20 protein-coding genes are annotated in these 16,437 nt (G+C 73.0%); 10 read left to right on the forward strand and 10 right to left on the reverse strand.

Translation table 11 applies throughout. The features are described 5' to 3' along the window. Positions 1-29 precede the first annotated feature (29 nt). Complete coding sequence (locus ACXNSR_RS10680) at positions 30-386, reverse strand: chorismate mutase (protein ID WP_327734936.1); 357 nt, start codon at positions 384-386, stop codon at positions 30-32. A gap of 145 nt (positions 387-531) precedes the next feature. Here ACXNSR_RS10680 and ACXNSR_RS10685 point away from each other — a divergent pair, with 145 nt between their 5' ends. Both ACXNSR_RS10685 and ACXNSR_RS10690 read left to right on the forward strand, forming a co-directional pair. Continuing rightward, complete coding sequence (locus ACXNSR_RS10685) at positions 532-951, forward strand: hypothetical protein (RefSeq protein ID WP_458641846.1); 420 nt, start codon at positions 532-534, stop codon at positions 949-951. Beyond that, complete coding sequence (locus ACXNSR_RS10690; RefSeq protein ID WP_458641847.1) at positions 948-1,286, forward strand: winged helix-turn-helix domain-containing protein; 339 nt, start codon at positions 948-950, stop codon at positions 1,284-1,286. Before ACXNSR_RS10685 ends, ACXNSR_RS10690 begins: the two co-directional genes overlap by 4 nt. A 410-nt stretch (positions 1,287-1,696) precedes the next feature. On the opposite strand, the gene ACXNSR_RS10695 is transcribed toward ACXNSR_RS10690, so the two are convergent. Beyond that, a complete protein-coding gene (locus tag ACXNSR_RS10695) occupies positions 1,697-2,449 on the reverse strand; it encodes a S1 family peptidase (protein ID WP_254723033.1) in 753 nt (250 codons plus the stop codon). A gap of 176 nt (positions 2,450-2,625) precedes the next feature. Between ACXNSR_RS10695 and ACXNSR_RS10700 the strand changes: the two genes are divergently transcribed. Both ACXNSR_RS10700 and ACXNSR_RS10705 read left to right on the forward strand, forming a co-directional pair. Beyond that, positions 2,626-3,522 (forward strand): hypothetical protein, encoded by an 897-nt coding sequence (locus ACXNSR_RS10700; RefSeq protein WP_458641848.1) that lies wholly within the window; start codon positions 2,626-2,628, stop codon positions 3,520-3,522. Between the two features lie 275 nt (positions 3,523-3,797). After that, a complete protein-coding gene (locus tag ACXNSR_RS10705; protein ID WP_458641849.1) occupies positions 3,798-4,487 on the forward strand; it encodes an HAD family acid phosphatase in 690 nt (229 codons plus the stop codon). Between the two features lie 79 nt (positions 4,488-4,566). On the opposite strand, the gene ACXNSR_RS10710 is transcribed toward ACXNSR_RS10705, so the two are convergent. From ACXNSR_RS10710 to ACXNSR_RS10730, 5 genes are all read right to left on the reverse strand, one after another. Continuing rightward, positions 4,567-4,728, reverse strand: coding sequence for an FAD-binding protein (locus tag ACXNSR_RS10710; protein WP_458641850.1), 162 nt, complete (start codon positions 4,726-4,728; stop codon positions 4,567-4,569). Continuing rightward, positions 4,662-5,234, reverse strand: coding sequence for an FAD-binding protein (locus tag ACXNSR_RS10715; protein WP_458641851.1), 573 nt, complete (start codon positions 5,232-5,234; stop codon positions 4,662-4,664). Before ACXNSR_RS10715 ends, ACXNSR_RS10710 begins: the two co-directional genes overlap by 67 nt. A 296-nt stretch (positions 5,235-5,530) precedes the next feature. Continuing rightward, positions 5,531-5,968 carry a VOC family protein gene (locus ACXNSR_RS10720; RefSeq protein ID WP_458641852.1) on the reverse strand — a complete coding sequence of 146 codons (438 nt, stop codon included), beginning with the start codon at positions 5,966-5,968 and terminating at the stop codon, positions 5,531-5,533. A gap of 54 nt (positions 5,969-6,022) precedes the next feature. Further along, the gene (locus ACXNSR_RS10725) at positions 6,023-6,934 is read right to left on the reverse strand and encodes an SDR family oxidoreductase (protein WP_458641853.1); all 912 of its coding nucleotides are present in this window, start codon (positions 6,932-6,934) and stop codon (positions 6,023-6,025) included. Position 6,935: 1 nt separating this feature from the next. Continuing rightward, the gene (locus ACXNSR_RS10730) at positions 6,936-7,700 is read right to left on the reverse strand and encodes an SDR family oxidoreductase (RefSeq protein ID WP_458641854.1); all 765 of its coding nucleotides are present in this window, start codon (positions 7,698-7,700) and stop codon (positions 6,936-6,938) included. Between the two features lie 56 nt (positions 7,701-7,756). Here ACXNSR_RS10730 and ACXNSR_RS10735 point away from each other — a divergent pair, with 56 nt between their 5' ends. Genes ACXNSR_RS10735 through ACXNSR_RS10755 form a run of 5 tightly spaced genes read left to right on the forward strand, consistent with a single transcriptional unit; the run spans position 7,757 to position 12,204 of the window. Beyond that, complete coding sequence (locus ACXNSR_RS10735) at positions 7,757-8,506, forward strand: enoyl-CoA hydratase family protein (protein WP_458641855.1); 750 nt, start codon at positions 7,757-7,759, stop codon at positions 8,504-8,506. Further along, on the forward strand, positions 8,503-9,381 hold the full coding sequence (locus tag ACXNSR_RS10740) for a CoA transferase subunit A (RefSeq protein WP_458641856.1): 879 nt from the start codon (positions 8,503-8,505) through the stop codon (positions 9,379-9,381). The genes ACXNSR_RS10735 and ACXNSR_RS10740 overlap by 4 nt, the downstream gene beginning before the upstream one ends. Further along, positions 9,378-10,139 carry a CoA-transferase subunit beta gene (locus ACXNSR_RS10745; RefSeq protein WP_458641857.1) on the forward strand — a complete coding sequence of 254 codons (762 nt, stop codon included), beginning with the start codon at positions 9,378-9,380 and terminating at the stop codon, positions 10,137-10,139. The genes ACXNSR_RS10740 and ACXNSR_RS10745 overlap by 4 nt, the downstream gene beginning before the upstream one ends. 16 nt (positions 10,140-10,155) lie before the next feature. Beyond that, complete coding sequence (locus ACXNSR_RS10750) at positions 10,156-11,244, forward strand: NAD(P)H-dependent flavin oxidoreductase (RefSeq protein ID WP_458641858.1); 1,089 nt, start codon at positions 10,156-10,158, stop codon at positions 11,242-11,244. 30 nt (positions 11,245-11,274) lie between these two features. Next, positions 11,275-12,204: a tyrosine-protein phosphatase gene (locus ACXNSR_RS10755; RefSeq protein WP_458641859.1), complete on the forward strand. Its 930-nt coding sequence runs from the start codon at positions 11,275-11,277 to the stop codon at positions 12,202-12,204. A gap of 80 nt (positions 12,205-12,284) precedes the next feature. Here ACXNSR_RS10755 and ACXNSR_RS10760 read toward each other — a convergent pair whose 3' ends face one another. Then, entirely contained in the window at positions 12,285-13,967 is a 1,683-nt protein-coding gene (locus tag ACXNSR_RS10760) for a DEAD/DEAH box helicase (RefSeq protein ID WP_458641860.1), read from the reverse strand. Positions 13,968-14,069: 102 nt separating this feature from the next. Beyond that, positions 14,070-14,273: a cold-shock protein gene (locus ACXNSR_RS10765; RefSeq protein ID WP_030028954.1), complete on the reverse strand. Its 204-nt coding sequence runs from the start codon at positions 14,271-14,273 to the stop codon at positions 14,070-14,072. A 336-nt stretch (positions 14,274-14,609) separates the two neighbouring features. Here ACXNSR_RS10765 and ACXNSR_RS10770 point away from each other — a divergent pair, with 336 nt between their 5' ends. Next, on the forward strand, positions 14,610-15,251 hold the full coding sequence (locus tag ACXNSR_RS10770) for an SIMPL domain-containing protein (protein ID WP_458641861.1): 642 nt from the start codon (positions 14,610-14,612) through the stop codon (positions 15,249-15,251). Between the two features lie 12 nt (positions 15,252-15,263). Here the strand turns inward: ACXNSR_RS10770 and ACXNSR_RS10775 are convergent, their stop codons facing one another. After that, on the reverse strand, positions 15,264-16,421 hold the full coding sequence (locus tag ACXNSR_RS10775; RefSeq protein ID WP_458641862.1) for an acetyl-CoA C-acetyltransferase: 1,158 nt from the start codon (positions 16,419-16,421) through the stop codon (positions 15,264-15,266). Positions 16,422-16,437: the final 16 nt, after the last annotated feature.

Consider the following 16,437-nt stretch of genomic DNA (forward strand, 5'->3'; position numbering starts at 1 on the left):
GCCCCAGTGGGCGGCCGGACCCCCTGCTTCTACTCTTCGCCCGCAGCGATCGTCTCGTGGTGGCGGATGACCTCGGCGATGATGAAGTTGAGGAGCTTCTCGGCGAAGGCGGGGTCGAGTTTGGCGTTCTCGGCGAGCTGGCGCAGGCGGGCGATCTGGCTGGCTTCGCGGCCCGGGTCGGCGGGGGGCAGCTGGTGCCTGGCCTTGAGGTGGCCGACCTGCTGGGTGCACTTGAAGCGTTCGGCGAGCATGTGGACGACGGCTGCGTCGATGTTGTCGATGCTGTCGCGCAGGCGGGCGAGTTCGGCGGTGACGCTCTCGTCGATGCCTGCGGCGTCGTCTGCCGCGCCCGCGCCGGTGCCGTTGTCGAGGTCGCTGATGTTCATGGTTCCCGAGAATACGTGGCGGGGGCCTCCGGTTCCTCGGGCAGTCGTCCTGTGAGACGGCGACCGAAGACTTGCCAGTTTGGAAAGTACTCGCCATAGTGGAAATCGACCGGGATTGGTCACCGTGTGCGAGCGAGGGGGAACCATGCAGGAGACGGAGAAGGCGGTCGGGGCGCTGGGCCGGGCGGCCGGTCTGGAGCGGGCGGCGCGGCAGCGCAGCGGCTGGTACGCGCGTTACCTGTGGGTGTTCGCGGCCGGACAGCTGGCGCTCGTACCGATGGCCGTGCTGTGGCACGGGCCGGTCTCGGCGGTGGTGTTCTCGGTGACCAACGGGCTGCTGGTGGCCGGGCTGAGCGTGTACGCGGCGCGGCAGCGCGTGATGCGGCGGGGGGCCGGGAAGAAGCACGTGCTGCTGGTGGCGTCCTGGGCGACGCTGTTCGCCCTGACGGTCACGCTCGGCACCGCGCTGTTCGGCCACGGTGTGCCCTTCGCGGCGGTGGCCGCGGCGGTGTGTGCGCTGCCCCTGGCCATCGGCGCCTGGACCGAGATGCGGGGCACGGCATGACGGACGGGCCGACGGCGGACGGCGGGGCGGAGCCGAAGCGGAGCGGGCATCCGCGGCACGACCTCGCACCGCTGCTGAACGCGCCCGTACGGCTGTCGGTGGTGGCGGCGCTGGCTCCGCTGGACAAGGCCGATTTCGGTTTCGTACGGGACCTGGTCGAGGTCTCGGACTCGGTGCTGTCCAAGCAGGTGGCGGCGCTGGAGGAGGCGGGGTGGGTGGAGGTCCACAAGGGCCGGGTCGGGCGTCGGACGCGCACCTGGCTCTCGCTGACCGCCGAGGGCCGGGCGGTCTACCAGCGGCATCTGGCGGCACTGCGGGCCATCGCGCTGGGTTAGGCCGTCCCCTTCGGATCCTGCCGGGCCCGCCTCCCATCCGGATACTGCCGGTCGAGTCCGGGCCCGGGCCGTCCGGCGCGGGGCTCCGCCGCGGCGGTACGGGAGCGAGTGCGGGCGCGGGTGCACGGGCGCGGGCCGTCCGGCGCACCGCGTCCGCCCCGGACCCCGCGCCTCACACGTCGGCGGGGCTGGTGTGCGGCCCGGGCCGCTCAACCGGCACGGCCGGGGCGGCGTCCTTCCGAGGGGAGCCGCGCGCTTCGCCGTCGGGGTCGGAGGTGGTGATGGTCATCCGGAAGCCGGTTCGGGACGTGCCCCGCTCGTCCGCACCCTTAACCCGCCGGGGGACCGGCGCCCGCCCTCCCGGCCGGTGGGTGACCGGCCGGGAGGGCGGGCGGGCGGAACGGGCGGGGCTACATGCCTGCCGCGGCGCTCTTGATCGCGGCGGCGAAGGTGGAGACCTCGGTGTAGACGCCGGGGTAGTTCGGCCGGGCGCAGCCTTCGCCCCAGCTGACGATGCCCACCTGGATCCAGGCGTTGTTGTTGTCGCGGCGGAACATCGGGCCACCGGAGTCGCCCTGGCAGGTGTCGACGCCGCCCTGGGGCAGGCCGGCGCAGATCTCCTCGCCGGGGACGAGGTCGCTGCCGTACGAGCTCTGGCAGCTGGCGTCGGAGACGAAGGGGACGTTGGCCTTCAGGAGGTAGCGCTGCTGGCCGCCGCCTTCGCGGGCGGCTCCCCAGCCGGCGACGGTGAAGGTGCCGTTGTCGTAGGCCTTGGTGTCCGCGATCTTGAGGGTGGGCAGGTTGATGGGCTTGGCGAGCTTGATGAGGGCCCAGTCCTTGCCCTTGCCGTTGTAGCCGGGGGCCTGGAGGACCTTGGTGGACTTGACCTTGATGGCGCTGGAGCTGTTGAGGTCGACGACTCCGGCGGTGGCGGTGATGGAGGTGTTGTTGCCGGAGCCGCTCACACAGTGGGCGGCGGTGAGGACGATCTGCTGGGTGTAGAGGGCGCCGCCGCAGCCCATGGAGAGGCGCACCATGAAGGGGAACTCGCCCTGGGCGGCGCGGGTGCCGCCGACGACGGGTGCCGGGCCGGCGCTGGCGGTGCCGGGCTGGAGGCTGACGGCGGCGAGGGCGACCGCGCCGACGGCGAGGGTGCGCTTCATCAACTGCACAAGGGTGGTCACAGTCAACACACTGCCTTTCGTGGGGGGTTGGGCTGTGCGTGTGCGTCATCGGGTGAATGACGGGTCCATGACACAACAGGCGTGTGGTGGACATCAAGAAGGCAATTTCGGCCAACTCCCGTCCCGACGGCAGGGATTGCGGTAAGGAGGGCTCGGTGACGGAGAACAGGGGGCCGGACAGCCCCGTCGAGCACGGATTTCCGCATCTGGCGACCGTGCGCGCCTCGATCACCGCGCTCTTCCGCCGGCTGTCGGCCGACGGGATCCGGGCCTACGACACGAGCTTCGCCCCCGCCGACGCCGCCTTCGACGCCACCGACGACCTCCACCTGGGCGCGCAGCGGGTGGCCGCCGCGACGGTGCGGGCGCTCCGGCTGCCCGACGCGCGCCTGGTGGTCTCCTTCCGGGCGATGGAGCAGGCCGCCACCGTGGAACTGGCCGCGGGGCCGGAGTACTTCGTGGAGGTCAACGACCGCTTCCGCACCCATCGCCGCGACCTGGCGGCCGCCCTCGCGCACGAGGTGGCCCACGTCCTGCTGCACCGCCTGGACCTGCGTTTCCCCGGCACCACGGAGAACGAGATCCTCACCGATACCGCCGCCGCGTACCTGGGGGCGGGCTGGCTGCTCCTGGACGCCTACCGCGAGGACGCGCTGACCCACCAGAGGTTCGGCTACCTCACGCCGGAGGAGTTCGGCTACGTGCTCGCCAAGCGCGCCGCCCTGTTCGGCGAGGACCCCGCCCCCTGGTTCACGAGCCCGCAGGCCTACGAGGCCTACGTGCGCGGGCGCGCGCTGGCCGAGCGCGACCACCGCCGGGCTCCGCTGACGGCCGCCGGGCCTCTGGCGCGGCGGCGGTACGCGAAGGCGCGGCGCACCGGGGCCGGCCTTGGCGACGGCTCCGCGTACCGCTTCGAACCGGAGGGGAACGGCGCCGGGTTGCGGGTGAGCTTCCCGTGCCCGGTGTGCGCGCAGCGGCTGCGGGTGCCGGTGGGTGGGCGGCTGCGGGCCCGGTGCGGGCTGTGCCGCACCGTCCTCGACTGCACCACCTAGGCCGTCCCTTTCGGATCTTGCCGGGCCCGCGACGCCCGGCACCGCACCCGGCCGCGTTGTCGGGGCGCCCGAGTACGTCCAGTACGCAGGGCGCACCTCCGCCTTGCCGGGTACGGCACCGGACGCCGCGGGCTCGGCCGGCAAGATCCGAAAGAGACGGCCTAGATCATTCACCGCGCGGCCACAAAAAGTTTCCTACCGGCCAGTAGACATGAGGTCGGTTCTCGCCAACTCTGGTCACGTACATGCCAACTCGTGACCGAGGAGCGCCCCCCATGCGCAGCACCCGCCGCACCCGTATGCCCCGTACCGCCGCCGCCGGCGTGGCCGCGGCCGCCGCCGTCCTGACGCTGGTTCCGGCCGCCGCGGCCCAGGCCGCGCCCGCTGCGGCGCCGGCTCCCGTGTCGGCTCCCGCGGCCGCGCCCGCGGCCGCCTCCGCGCCCGGTGGCAACGCCGCGATCCTCGGCATCGACTACGCCACCTGGCAGCGGGACGTCGCCGCCGTGATCGACGCGGCCCGGCCCGCCATCGAGGCGCGCATCGCCGCATCGCCCGCCGGTGAGAAGCCCGCCCTCGTCCTCGACATCGACAACACCTCGCTGGAGACGGACTTCCACTGGTTCTGGACGTTCCCGACCCCCGCGATCACCAAGGTCCGCGCGCTGACCCAGTACGCGCACGAACGCGGCGTCGCGATCTTCTTCGTCACCGCCCGCCCCGGCATCATCCACTCCCTCACCGAGCGCAACCTCAAGGCCGTCGGCTACCCGGTCTCGGGGCTCTACGTCCGTGACCTGCCCGACCTGTTCGACGAGGTCAGCGCCTACAAGACGGGCAAGCGGGCGGAGATCGAGGCGCGCGGCTACACGATCATCGCCAACATCGGCAACAGCCCGACCGACCTCGTCGGCGGTCACGCGGAGCGGACCGTCAAGCTGCCGGACTACAACGGCAAGCTCTCCTGAACCGACCCTGCCCGATCCGGGGCGGCGGGCAGTGCGGGCCCGCCGCCCCGATGTCCCGCGCCCCGGTGCCCCGGCGCCTTCAGCCGAGCCCGGCGGCGATGGCGTTGACGGCGGCCCAGCCGAAGGCCATGGCCGGGCCGATCGTCGCGCCCGGTCCGGGGTAGGTCTCCCCCATCACCGCCGCCGAGCAGTTGCCGCGGGCGTAGAGCCCGGCGATCGGCCCGCCGTCCTCGCGGAGCACCCGGCCGTCCCCGTCCGAAGTCCTCGTCCACGCCCCGCTCGGCGTGCCCGTTGAAGCGGCGGAAGGGGCTGTCCGGGGAAGAGCCCGGCGAAGAGGTACCGGGCCTTGGAGCGGGCGTCCAGGACCAGCCAGGACGGCACGGTCCGCGCCCCGGGCCGGTCGGCGGCGTACATCCGGTCCACGAACGCGTGGTACGGCAGCGCCTCGTTGGCGTACCGCTCCCCCGCCCCGTTCACGATGACCATCCCCGGGATGCCCCGGTCGGCGACGAGGAAGAACGGCTTCTCCCCCGGCGGGCACACCGACGGCGCATCCCACACCCGGTCCAGCAGGTCGGTGGCGGCGCCCAGTTCCTCGCCGCACCGCAGCGCGTCACAGGCCTGTCCCGGCCGGCCCGGGTGACCCGTACGCCCGTCACCGGCCCGCCGCGTCCGGAGAGCGCGAACCGGCCCGGCCGTGACCGGCCGTACTGGCCTGCGCGCGGGCCGGCCGAACGGCCGCCGCACGGCACCGCGACCCGCGGCCGGCGGTGTCGGAACAGGAAATGGACAACATGATGGGCTGGTTGCGGTTCAACGAATGGATGTAGCGGGTAGTCATAGGACATCGCACGGATGAAGACTCGGACCCGACCCCTCGCCAGGGGGCCGGGCCCGCTTCAGTTCCGGGCCGTTTCACCGCTCGTAGGTGATCCGTACGCGGTGTTCGCCGCGGGCGCGGGCGGGCGGGCGGCCGGGTTCCCGCCGAGCGGGAAAGGCTGCCGGGGGTCCGGGCCGGTGGTCCCGGCCCGGACCCCCGGTGCTCACTGCGCGGCGCCCGGCCCGTGCAGCAGGTTCAGCTGCCAGGAGACGCCGAAGCGGTCGTTCACCCAGCCGAAGCGGTCGCTGAACCCGTAGGAGCCCAGCGGCATCAGCGCGGTGCCCTGCTCGGCGAGGGCTCCGTAGAGGCGTTCGATCTCGGCCTCGTCGTCGCACTGGACGTAGAGCGACACGGCGGGCGTGAAGCCGAACTCGTGCTTGACCGAGCTGTCGATGCACATCAGCGTCTGCCCGGCCAGAGAGAAGGAGGCGTGGCGCACCTTGCCCTCCTCGCCGCCCCCGGCGTCGTCGGCGCCGTAGCGGCTGATGCCCAGTACCTCGGCGTCGTCGAACAGCGAGAGGTAGAAGGTCATCGCCTCCTCCGCCCGCCCCTCGAACATAAGAAACGTGGTGATCTTCTGCGGGCTCGGTGTGATGGCCATCGCCGGTTCCTGTCCCTTCGTTCTCCGGTCCTCCCGGACCAGAGAACCGTAGGCCTACCGCGCGCCGTACACGGGCAGCGGCGCCTGCGCCGCCGCGAGGAGTTCCAGGGCGGCCTCCCCCGCCTCGGCCGGGGTCCGGCGCGCTCCCCGGTCCGCCGTGGGGCCCGGCCGCCAGCCCTCCATCACCGTGATCCGGCCGCCCTCGGTCTCGAAGACCCGGCCCGTGACCCCCGCCGAGGCGTCCGCCCCCAGCCACACCACCAGCGGGGAGACGTTCTCCGGGGCCATGGCGTCGAAGCCGCCCGCCGCGGGGGCGGCCATGGTCTCGGCGAAGGTCCGCTCCGTCATCCGGGTCCGCGCCGCCGGGGCGATCGCGTTGACCTGGACCCCGTAGGGGCCCATCTCCTGCGCCGCGACCGCCGTGAGGGCGAGGATCCCCGCCTTGGCCGCACTGTAGTTGCCCTGGCCGACCGAGCCCAGCAGGCCTGCCCCGGAGGAGGTGTTGACCACCCGGGCGGCCACGGGCCGGCCCGCCTTCGCCTCCGCCCGCCACCACGCGGCAGCCGACCGCAGCGGCAGGAAATGGCCCTTGAGGTGGACCCGCATGACCGCGTCCCAGTCGTCCTCGTCGAGGTTGACCAGCATCCGGTCCCGCAGGAAGCCCGCGTTGTTGACGAGGGTGTCCAGGCGCCCGAAGGTGTCCACGGCCGTCGCGACCAGCGAGGCCGCCCCCTTCGAGGTGGCGATGTCCCCGCCGTGCGCGACCGCCGCACCGCCGAGCGCCTCGATCTCGGCGACCACCCGGGCCGCCGGGCCGTCCGGTCCCGGCAGCCCGTCGAGCCCGACCCCGAGGTCGTTGACGACGACCTTCGCCCCCTCCGCCGCGAAGGCCAGCGCGTGGGCGCGCCCCAGCCCCCGCCCCGCGCCCGTCACGACCACGACCCGGCCTTCACACAGTCCCGCCATCTCAGTTCTCCTTGTTGACAGTTGCCGCGTCCAGGAACGCCGGGCGCTCGCCGCCCCCGTGCACCAGCAGGCTCGCCCCGCTCACGTACGCCGCCCGGTCCGAGGCCAGGAACACCGCTGCCGCCCCGACGTCCGAGGGTTCCGCCAGCCGCCCCAGCGGGACGGTGGCGCCGACCGCCGCGATGCCGGCCTCGTCGCCGTAGTGCAGGTGGGCCAGTTCGGTCCGCACCATGCCGAGGACCAGTGAGTTGACCCGTACGTCGGGGGCCCATTCGACGGCCATGGACCGGGCCAGGTTCTCCAGCCCTGCCTTGGCGGCGCCGTACGCGGCCGTTCCCGGCGAGGGGCGGGTCCCGCTGACGCTGCCGATCATGACCACCGAGCCCCGTGCCTCCCGCAGCCAGGGGTACGCCGCGAGCGAGGCGGTCATCGGCGCGAGCAGGTTGAGCTCGACGACGCGCGCGTGGCGCTGTGCCTCGCCCTCGCCCAGCAGCCGGTACGGGGTGCCGCCCGCGTTGTTGACCAGGCAGTCGAGCCGCCCGTACCGGCCCGCGACCGCGCCGAAGAACGCGTGCACGGCGGCGGGGTCGCGCAGGTCGACCGGGGTGAAGGCGGCCGTCCGGCCGTCCGCCGCCACCGCCTGCGGCGGAGGCTGCCGGGCGCAGACGACCACGTCCGCGCCGGCCGCGAGGAACGACCGGGCGATCCCGGCGCCGACGCCCCGGGTTCCTCCGGTGACGACGACGACCCTCCCGTCGAGCTCCATAGGCTGCTACCTTCCTCACCTAACAAATGTTTGGTGGAAAGGTAGCTGATCCGCTCATGGGTGTCTCCACCTCCAGCCCCGACAAGGGCATCGCACTCGTCACAGTCGACTTCCCACCCGTCAACGCGCTCCCGGTACAGGGCTGGTACGACCTCGCCGACGCCCTGCGGGCGGCCGGCCGCGACCCGGGGATCCGGTGCGTCGTGCTCGCCGCCGAGGGCCGCGGCTTCAACGCCGGCGTCGACATCAAGGAGATGCAGCGCGACACCGGGCACGCCGCCCTCGTCGGCGCCAACCGGGGCTGTTACGAGGCCTTCGCCGCCGTCTACGAGTGCGAGGTGCCGGTCGTCGCCGCGGTGCACGGGTTCTGCCTGGGCGGCGGCATCGGGCTCGTCGGCAACGCCGACGCGATCGTCGCCTCCGAGGACGCCGCCTTCGGGCTGCCCGAGCTGGACCGGGGCGCGCTCGGCGCCGCCACCCACCTGGCGCGGCTGGTCCCGCAGCACCTGATGCGCGCGCTGTACTACACCTCGCGCACCGCGACCGCCGCCGAACTGCACGCCCACGGCTCGGTCTGGAAGGTGGTCCCGCGCGCGGAGCTGCGCGCCGCCGCCCTGGAGCTGGCCGCCGAGATCGCGGAGAAGGACGGCTACCTGATCCGGCTCGCGAAGGCGGCCATCAACGGCATCGACCCCGTGGACGTGCGCCGCAGCTACCGCTTCGAGCAGGGCTTCACCTTCGAGGCCAACCTCAGCGGGGTGGCCGACCGGGTCCGCGACACCTTCGGGAAGGGAGAACCCGCATGAGCGGCAGGGCGGACGGGGCAGGCAGGGCGGACAAGGTGATGACCCCCGAAGAGGTGGTCGGGCGGCTGCGCAGCGGCATGACCATCGGCATCGGCGGCTGGGGGTCGCGGCGCAAGCCCATGGCCCTGGTGCGAGCACTGCTCCGTTCCGCGATCACCGATCTCACCGTGATCTCCTACGGCGGCCCGGACGTCGGGCTGCTGGCGGCCGCCGGCCGGATCCGCAGACTGGTCGCCCCCTTCGCCACCCTCGACTCCATCCCGCTGGAGCCGCACTACCGGGCCGCCCGCGAGCGCGGCGCCCTCGCCCTCACCGAGTACGACGAGGCCATGTTCATGTGGGGCCTGCACGCCGCGGCCAACCGGCTCCCCTTCCTCCCCGTCCGTGCGGGCCTCGGCTCCGACGTGATGCGGGTCAATCCGGAGCTGCGCACGGTCACCTCCCCCTACGAGGACGGCGAGGAGTTCGTCGCCGTCCCCGCCCTGCGCATGGACGCCGCCCTGGTCCACCTCAACCGCGCCGACCGCCTCGGCAACGCCCAGTACCTGGGCCCGGACCCCTACTTCGACGACCTCTTCTGCGAGGCCGCCGACGCCGCCTACGTCTCCTGCGAGCAGCTCGTGGAGACCGCCGAGCTCAGCAAGGCCGGCCCCCCGCAGTCCCTCCTCGTCAGCCGGCACTCCGTGACCGGGGTCGTGGAGACGCCGAACGGCGCGCACTTCACGTCCTGCGTCCCCGACTACGACCGCGACGAGGCCTTCCAGAAGCTGTACGCGACCACCCCCTGGAACGAGTTCGCCGACCGCTTCCTGTCCGGGGCGGGCGAGCACGACTACCAGCTGGCCGTCCGGGCCTGGCACGAGGAGCAGCAGTGACGACCACCGGCACCGACGCCACCACCGCCCCGCGCACCGTCTCCCGCGCCGAGTACTGCGTGATCGCCTGCGCCGAGGCCTGGCGCGGCAACGGCGAGGTGCTCGCCAGCCCGATGGGCCTGATCCCCTCCTTCGGGGCCCGGCTCGCCAAGCGCACCTTCTCCCCCGACCTGCTGCTGACCGACGGCGAGGCGATGCTCGTCGGGCTCGACGGCACGGCCGAGGGCTGGCTCCCGTACCGGCGCCATCTGACGATGGTCACCGGCGGCCGCCGGCACGTGATGATGGGCGCCAGCCAGATCGACCGGTTCGGCAACCAGAACATCTCGTGCATCGGCGACTGGGAGCGGCCGGCCCGCCAGCTCCTCGGGGTGCGCGGCGCGCCCGTGAACACCCTGAACAACCCGGTGAGCTACTGGGTGCCCAAGCACTCCACCCGGGTCTTCGTCGAGCGCGTCGACATGGTCAGCGGCGTCGGCTACGACCGCGCGGAGGCGGCCGGGGTGACCCGCTTCCACCGCCTTCCCCGGGTGGTGAGCGATCTCGGCGTCCTCGACTTCGGCGGCCCCGGACATGCGATGCGGCTGGTCTCCGTGCACCCCGGGGTCACCGTCGCGGAGGTCCGGGCGGCCACCGGGTTCGAGCTGGCCGCCGCCGAGGAGGTCCCGTACACCCGCGAGCCCACCGACGGGGAGCTGCGGCTGATCCGCGAGGTGATCGACCCCAAGGGGCTGCGCGACCGGGAAGTGCGGGCCTGACGCGATGGCGAGGGCGATGGCGATGGAGACGGCGTTCACGAAACTGGTCGGGGTCGAGCACCCCCTCGTACAGACGGGCATGGGCTGGGTCGCCGGCCCCCGCCTGGTGTCGGGCGCGGCGAACGCGGGAGCCCTGGGCATCCTGGCCTCGGCCACGATGACGCTGGACCAGCTGCGTTCGGCGGTCCGCGAGGTCAAGTCCCGCACGCCCGACGGGACCCCCTTCGGGGTCAATCTGCGGGCGGACGCCGGGGACGCGGCCGAGCGCGCCCAGCTGATCATCGACGAGGGGGTGCGGGTCGCCTCGTTCGCGCTGGCGCCCTCCGCGGAGCTGATCGGGCGGCTCAAGGACGCGGGCGTGGTCGTCATCCCCTCGATCGGGGCCCGGCGGCACGCCGAGAAGGTGGCCGCGTGGGGCGCCGACGCGGTGATCGTGCAGGGCGGTGAGGGCGGCGGTCACACCGGGGACGTGGCCACGACGGTGCTGCTGCCGCAGGTCGTGGACGCCGTGGACATCCCGGTGATCGCGGCGGGCGGTTTCAGCGACGGGCGCGGCCTGGTCGCGGCGCTGTCGTACGGGGCCGCGGGCATCGCCATGGGCACCCGGTTCCTGCTGACCTCGGACTCGACCGTTCCGGACGCGGTGAAGGCCGAGTACCTGAAGGCCACGGTCAAGGACGTCACCGTCACCACGGCCGTCGACGGGCTGCCGCACCGCATGCTCCGTACGGAGCTGGTCGACTCCCTGGAGCGGGCGGGCCGCACCCGGGCGCTCGTCCGGGCGGTCCGGCACGCGGCCGGCTTCCGGAAACTGTCCGGGCTGAGCTGGCCGCAGATGGTCCGCGACGGCCTCGCGATGAAACACGGCAAGGACCTGTCCTGGAGCCAGGTCCTGCTCGCCGCGAACACCCCGATGCTCCTCAAGGCGTCCATGGTCGAGGGCCGTACGGACCTCGGCGTCATGGCATCGGGCCAGGTCGCGGGGGTGATCGACGATCTTCCGTCCTGTGCGGAGCTCGTCTCCCGCGTCATGGCCGAAGCACGACAGGTACTGGAATCGCTCGAAGCACTGCACTCGCTCCGCACCCTGCCACCACCAGGGTGATCCCCCTTCTCCGTCACAGGAGTCGCCCCTATGAGCTGTGCCCGTATCCGCCTGGCAACCGCGGCGGCCGCCGCCGCTCTCGCCGTCGGGACCCTGCCCGCCTCCGCGTACGCGGCGGCGGCGCCCGGAGCCGGGGTCAGCGCCCGGCACCAGCAGCAGCAGGCCGAAACGATTCGCCAGATCCCCCTCCAGGGCGCCGTCAACCTCCGGGACATCGGCGGCTACCGCACCTGGACCGGCGGCCAGGTCCGCCAGGGGCTCGTCTACCGCTCCGACGCACTGAGCAAGCTGACCGACGCCGACGTCACCACCGTCTCCGGTCTCGGCCTCACGAAGGTCGTCGATTTCCGCATTCCGATGGAGCTCCAGTACGACGGCGCCGACCGGCTGCCGACCGGGCTCTCCCCCACCGCGCGCCCCGTCAGTGACCTCGGCCTCTACGCAACCCTCGTCGGCGCGATCGGCAGCGGCGATCCCGTCGTCCAGGAGCAGATGCTCGGCGGGGGCCGCGCCGAGGCCTACATGCGCGACATCTACCGCACCTTCGTGAGCAGCCCCGAGAACCGGGCGCAGTTCGCGGCGACCCTGCGGGAGATCGCCGACGGGCGGCAGGGTCCGGTCCTGTACCACTGCACGTCCGGCAAGGACCGGACCGGCTGGATGAGTTACGTCCTGCTGCGCGCCCTGGCCGTCCCCGAGGACACCGCGGAGCGCGACTACCTGGCGTCGAACACCTTCCGCGCCGCCTACGACGCCCGCGTGCGGGCGGGCCTCAAGCAGTCGGGCCGGATGCAGAACCCGGACCTGCTGATCCCGCTCCAGGAGGTCCGCCAGGACTACCTGGACTCGGCGACGGCGCAGCTGGAGGCCGACTACGGGAGCTTCTACGGCTACCTGACCCAGGGCCTCGGCCTGGACCTGCGGACGCTGGCCAAGCTCCAGGACAAGATGGTCCGCTGACGGACGGCGGGCAGGAAAGCACGACGCCGGGCAGTGCGCGAAGCACTGCCCGGCGTAGTGGGGTGTCTTGCCGTGCGGGGTCAGACCGCCCGGCGGCGGCCCTGGCCGCCCGTTCCCACGCGGCTGCGCGCCGAGGCCGCGGCCGCACCGCCCGAGGGGGCGCCGCCACCGGTGCGCCGGCCGCGCTCGCCGGAGCCGGCGGCAGCGCCACCGCCCTGGCCGCCGCGCCGGGCCTGGCCCGAACCGGAGGCCGCCGGGGCCTGCCCGGAGGCACCCCCGCCGGAACGCCGGCCACGACCGCCGGCCGCCGGAGCGCCGCCCGTGGCGGCACCGGTGCGCGGCCCGCCGCCCGAGCGGCGGCGCGAGCCGGAGCCCGAACCGGAGCCGGAGCGCGGCTTGGGGGCGGTCGGCTGCGGGACCTCCAGCACGACCGGGATGCCCGAGGGCTCCTTGGCGCCGGTCAGCCGGGCCAGTTCCTCGTCGGAGGACTTGATCTGCGCGGTCCGCGGGGAGATCCCGGCGTCCGACATCAGACGGGTCATGTCCCGCTTCTGGTCGGGCAGGACCAGGGTGACCACGCTGCCGGACTCGCCGGCCCGGGCGGTACGGCCGCCGCGGTGCAGGTAGTCCTTGTGATCGGTGGGCGGGTCCACGTTGACGACGAGGTCGAGGTCGTCGATGTGGATGCCGCGCGCCGCGACGTTGGTGGCGATCAGCGCGGTGACCTCGCCCGTCTTGAACCAGTCGAGGGTGCGGTTGCGCTGCGGCTGGGAGCGGCCGCCGTGCAGGCCGGAGGCGCGCACGCCGTCGGCGAGGAGCTTCTTGACCATGCGGTCGACCCCGCGCTTGGTGTCGACGAACATGATCACCCGGCCGTCGCGAGCGGCTATGCGCGTCGCCACGGCCTTCTTGTCGGTCTCGTCCATGACGTACAGGACGTGGTGCTCCATGGTGGTGACCGCACCGGCCGACGGGTCGACGGAGTGGCCGACCGGGTCGGTCAGGAACATCTTGACGAGCTTGTCGATGTTCTTGTCCAGCGTCGCCGAGAACAGCATCCGCTGGCCGTCGGGCTCGACCTGCTTGAGCAGCGCCGTGACCTGCGGCATGAAGCCCATGTCGGTCATCTGGTCGGCCTCGTCGAGGACGGTGATGGAGACCTGCGAGAGGTCGGCGTCACCGCGGTCGATGAGGTCCTTCAGACGGCCGGGGGTGGCGACGAGCACTTCGGCGCCGCGGCGCAGGGCGCCCGACTGCCGGTTGATCGACATGCCGCCGACGACGGTGGCGATGCGCAGGTTGACGGCCGTGGCGTACGGGGCCAGGGCGTCGGTGACCTGCTGCGCGAGCTCACGGGTCGGTACGAGGACCAGTGCGAGCGGCGCCTTCGGCTGCGCGCGGCGGCCGGCGGTACGGGCCAGCAGCGCCAGGCCGAAGGCCAGCGTCTTGCCGGAGCCGGTACGGCCGCGGCCGAGCAGGTCACGGCCTGCGAGGGAGTTCGGCAGCGTCGCGGCCTGGATCGGGAACGGCTCGGTGACGCCCTGGGCGGCGAGGGTCTTCAGCAGCGCCTCGGGCATGTCCATGCCCCCGAACGACTCGACCGGCGGCAGCGCCGGGGCGATCGGCTCGGGCATGGTGAATTCCTGGGGCCGGGCGACGGGCGCGGACTTCTGCCGTCCCGCGCCAGACTTCGGACGTCCCTGGGCCGCACCTCGACCCCGGGTGGGGCGGCGGCTGGGGCGTGCGGAGCTGGAGCTGGTCATGCGAGAAAGCCCTCCTGAAACCGGCAGGTAAAACAAAGGTCGAGACATGCAGACAAGCCGGGGCCCGCACCTCGCGGTGCGGACCCCGGCATGCTGAAGAACTTAGGCGGGGATGATGTTCTCCGCCTGGGGGCCCTTCTGGCCCTGGGTGACGTCGAAGGACACGCGCTGGCCCTCGGTGAGCTCACGGAAGCCCTGGGTGGCGATGTTCGAGTAGTGGGCGAAGACGTCCGGACCGCCACCGTCCTGCTCGATGAAGCCGAAGCCCTTTTCCGAGTTGAACCACTTCACGGTGCCAAGTGCCATTTTAAATCTCCTGAATAGGCGACGAAGGGCCCCATCCGGAGATTCCGGCAAAACAATAAAAGCGCCTGAGGAACATTCCCGTCAGGCGCACATAAAGTTCATGGGTACCACAACTGCAACGGGCTCTAAGCTAGCACACCTCCCCGCGGGGAGTCCCGGGGCGAGGGGTGTGACCTGCGCCCCTCCACCCCGCCGACCTGCGGCGCACCGGCCTGCGGGGCGGGACGGCGGGCTCCGCCCTCGGCGAAAATTCACCCCTCCGTGTCGGACCGGGCGGGCCGGTACGGGTGGTGGAAGTCCCTGGCGGCCGCCCGCCCCAACTGCTTTGATCATCGGATGGCAGCGATCAAGGAGCCCTGGGGGCTCAGTGTGCTCGGCGCGGGCAGCGTGTCCGCCGAACCCCGGCTCGCCCACCTGGACCTGGCGGTCGATCTCCTCGCCCCGACGCCGAAGGCGGCCTTCGCCGAGGCGGGCGCGGCGGTGACCCGGCTGCGGGAGGTCCTGCGCGAGCACGGCATACCGGACTCGGACGTGTCCGGGTCGCGGCTGCAGCTCACCTCGCAGTACAACGGCTACGGCGCGGACAAGACCTTCCTGGGCTACGGCTGCGTGGCCACGTACACCGTGCGGACGGAGGAGCTGGCCCAGCTGGAGCTCCTGATCGAGGACGCGGTGGCGGCCGGTGCGAACCGCGTCGACGCCGTGCGGTTCGAGGTGGAGGACAAGCCCGCCATGCGGGACGAGGCCCGGCGCCGGGCGGTGGCGGCCGCCCGGCGCAAGGCCGAGGTGTACGCGCAGGCGTGCGGGGTGCGGCTGGGGCCGGTCATCCACATCGAGGACGTGGACCCGGAGTCGATGGGCGGCTACAGCCACGGCCGCCGCAGGGGCGGGGAACCGGAGGACGACGGCGCCCTCACCCCGGGCTCGGTACGCGTCGAGGCGGCCGTCCTCCTCGGCTTCGGCCTGCTCCCGGAGTGACCCGCACGGCGCCTACAGCCGCTCGATGATCGTCACGTTGGCCTGGCCGCCGCCCTCGCACATCGTCTGGAGGCCGTAGCGGCCGCCGGTGCGTTCCAGTTCGTGCAGGAGGGTGGTCATCAGCTTCACCCCGGTCGCTCCCAGCGGGTGGCCGAGCGCGATGGCGCCGCCGTTGACGTTGACCCGCTCCGGGTCGGCCCCGGTCTCCTTCAGCCAGGCCAGCACCACCGGGGCGAACGCCTCGTTGATCTCCACCAGGTCGATGTCGGCCAGGGACATGCCTGTCTTCTTCAGCGCGTACGCCGTCGCCGGGATCGGCGCGGACAGCATGCGGATCGGGTCCTCGCCGCGTACCGAGAGGTGGTGGATACGGGCGCGCGGCCGCAGGCCGTGTTCCCGTACCGCCCGCTCGGAGGCGATCAGCATCGCCGCGGCGCCGTCCGAGACCTGGGAGGAGACCGCGGCGGTGATGGTGCCGCCCTCGACCACCGGCTTGAGGGTGGCCATCTTCTCCAGGGTGGTGTCCCGGCGCGGGCCCTCGTCGACGCCCACGTCCCCGTACGCCACCGTCTCGCGGGCGAAGCGGCCCTCGTCGATGGCCCGGACGGCCCGCCGGTGGGAGCGGAGGGCGAATTCCTCCATGTCCCGCCGGGTGATCCCCCACTTCTGCGCGATCAGCTGGGCGCCGTGGAACTGGTTCACCGGGGCGTCCCCGTACCGGGCCCGCCAGCCCGCCGAGCCCGCGTACGGCCCCTCGGTGAGGCCCAGCGGTTCCGCCGCCTGCCGCGAGGCGAAGGCGATCGGGATCATCGACATGTTCTGGGTGCCGCCCGCGACGACCAGGTCCTGGGTGCCGGAGAGCACGGCCTGCGCCGCGAAGTGCACGGCCTGCTGCGAGGACCCGCACTGGCGGTCGACGGTGACCCCGGGCACCTCCTCGGGCAGGCCGGCCGCCAGCCAGGCCGTCCGGGCGATGTCACCGGCCTGCGGCCCCACCGTGTCGAGGCAGCCGAACACCACGTCCTCCACGGCGGCCGGGTCCACGCCGGTCCGCTCGATCAGTGCCTTCAGGACGTGTGCGCCCAGGTCGGCCGGGTGGACGGCGGACAGGCCGCCGTTGCGCCTCCCCACGGGGGTGCGTACCGCGTCGACTATGTAGGCCTCGGGCATCGGGTCTCCTCGGTCG

Source organism: Streptomyces sp. NC-S4, from assembly GCF_054353315.1.

Coding starts and splice junctions, on each gene's coding strand:
- ACXNSR_RS10680 (WP_327734936.1), bottom strand. CDS start 386: ATGAACATCAGCGACCTCGACAACGGCACCGGCGCGGGCGCGGCAGAC.
- ACXNSR_RS10685 (WP_458641846.1), top strand. CDS start 532: ATGCAGGAGACGGAGAAGGCGGTCGGGGCGCTGGGCCGGGCGGCCGGT.
- ACXNSR_RS10690 (WP_458641847.1), top strand. CDS start 948: ATGACGGACGGGCCGACGGCGGACGGCGGGGCGGAGCCGAAGCGGAGC.
- ACXNSR_RS10695 (WP_254723033.1), bottom strand. CDS start 2,449: ATGAAGCGCACCCTCGCCGTCGGCGCGGTCGCCCTCGCCGCCGTCAGC.
- ACXNSR_RS10705 (WP_458641849.1), top strand. CDS start 3,798: ATGCGCAGCACCCGCCGCACCCGTATGCCCCGTACCGCCGCCGCCGGC.
- ACXNSR_RS10720 (WP_458641852.1), bottom strand. CDS start 5,968: ATGGCCATCACACCGAGCCCGCAGAAGATCACCACGTTTCTTATGTTC.
- ACXNSR_RS10725 (WP_458641853.1), bottom strand. CDS start 6,934: ATGGCGGGACTGTGTGAAGGCCGGGTCGTGGTCGTGACGGGCGCGGGG.
- ACXNSR_RS10730 (WP_458641854.1), bottom strand. CDS start 7,700: ATGGAGCTCGACGGGAGGGTCGTCGTCGTCACCGGAGGAACCCGGGGC.
- ACXNSR_RS10735 (WP_458641855.1), top strand. CDS start 7,757: ATGGGTGTCTCCACCTCCAGCCCCGACAAGGGCATCGCACTCGTCACA.
- ACXNSR_RS10740 (WP_458641856.1), top strand. CDS start 8,503: ATGAGCGGCAGGGCGGACGGGGCAGGCAGGGCGGACAAGGTGATGACC.
- ACXNSR_RS10750 (WP_458641858.1), top strand. CDS start 10,156: ATGGCGATGGAGACGGCGTTCACGAAACTGGTCGGGGTCGAGCACCCC.
- ACXNSR_RS10755 (WP_458641859.1), top strand. CDS start 11,275: ATGAGCTGTGCCCGTATCCGCCTGGCAACCGCGGCGGCCGCCGCCGCT.
- ACXNSR_RS10760 (WP_458641860.1), bottom strand. CDS start 13,967: ATGACCAGCTCCAGCTCCGCACGCCCCAGCCGCCGCCCCACCCGGGGT.
- ACXNSR_RS10765 (WP_030028954.1), bottom strand. CDS start 14,273: ATGGCACTTGGCACCGTGAAGTGGTTCAACTCGGAAAAGGGCTTCGGC.
- ACXNSR_RS10770 (WP_458641861.1), top strand. CDS start 14,610: ATGGCAGCGATCAAGGAGCCCTGGGGGCTCAGTGTGCTCGGCGCGGGC.
- ACXNSR_RS10775 (WP_458641862.1), bottom strand. CDS start 16,421: ATGCCCGAGGCCTACATAGTCGACGCGGTACGCACCCCCGTGGGGAGG.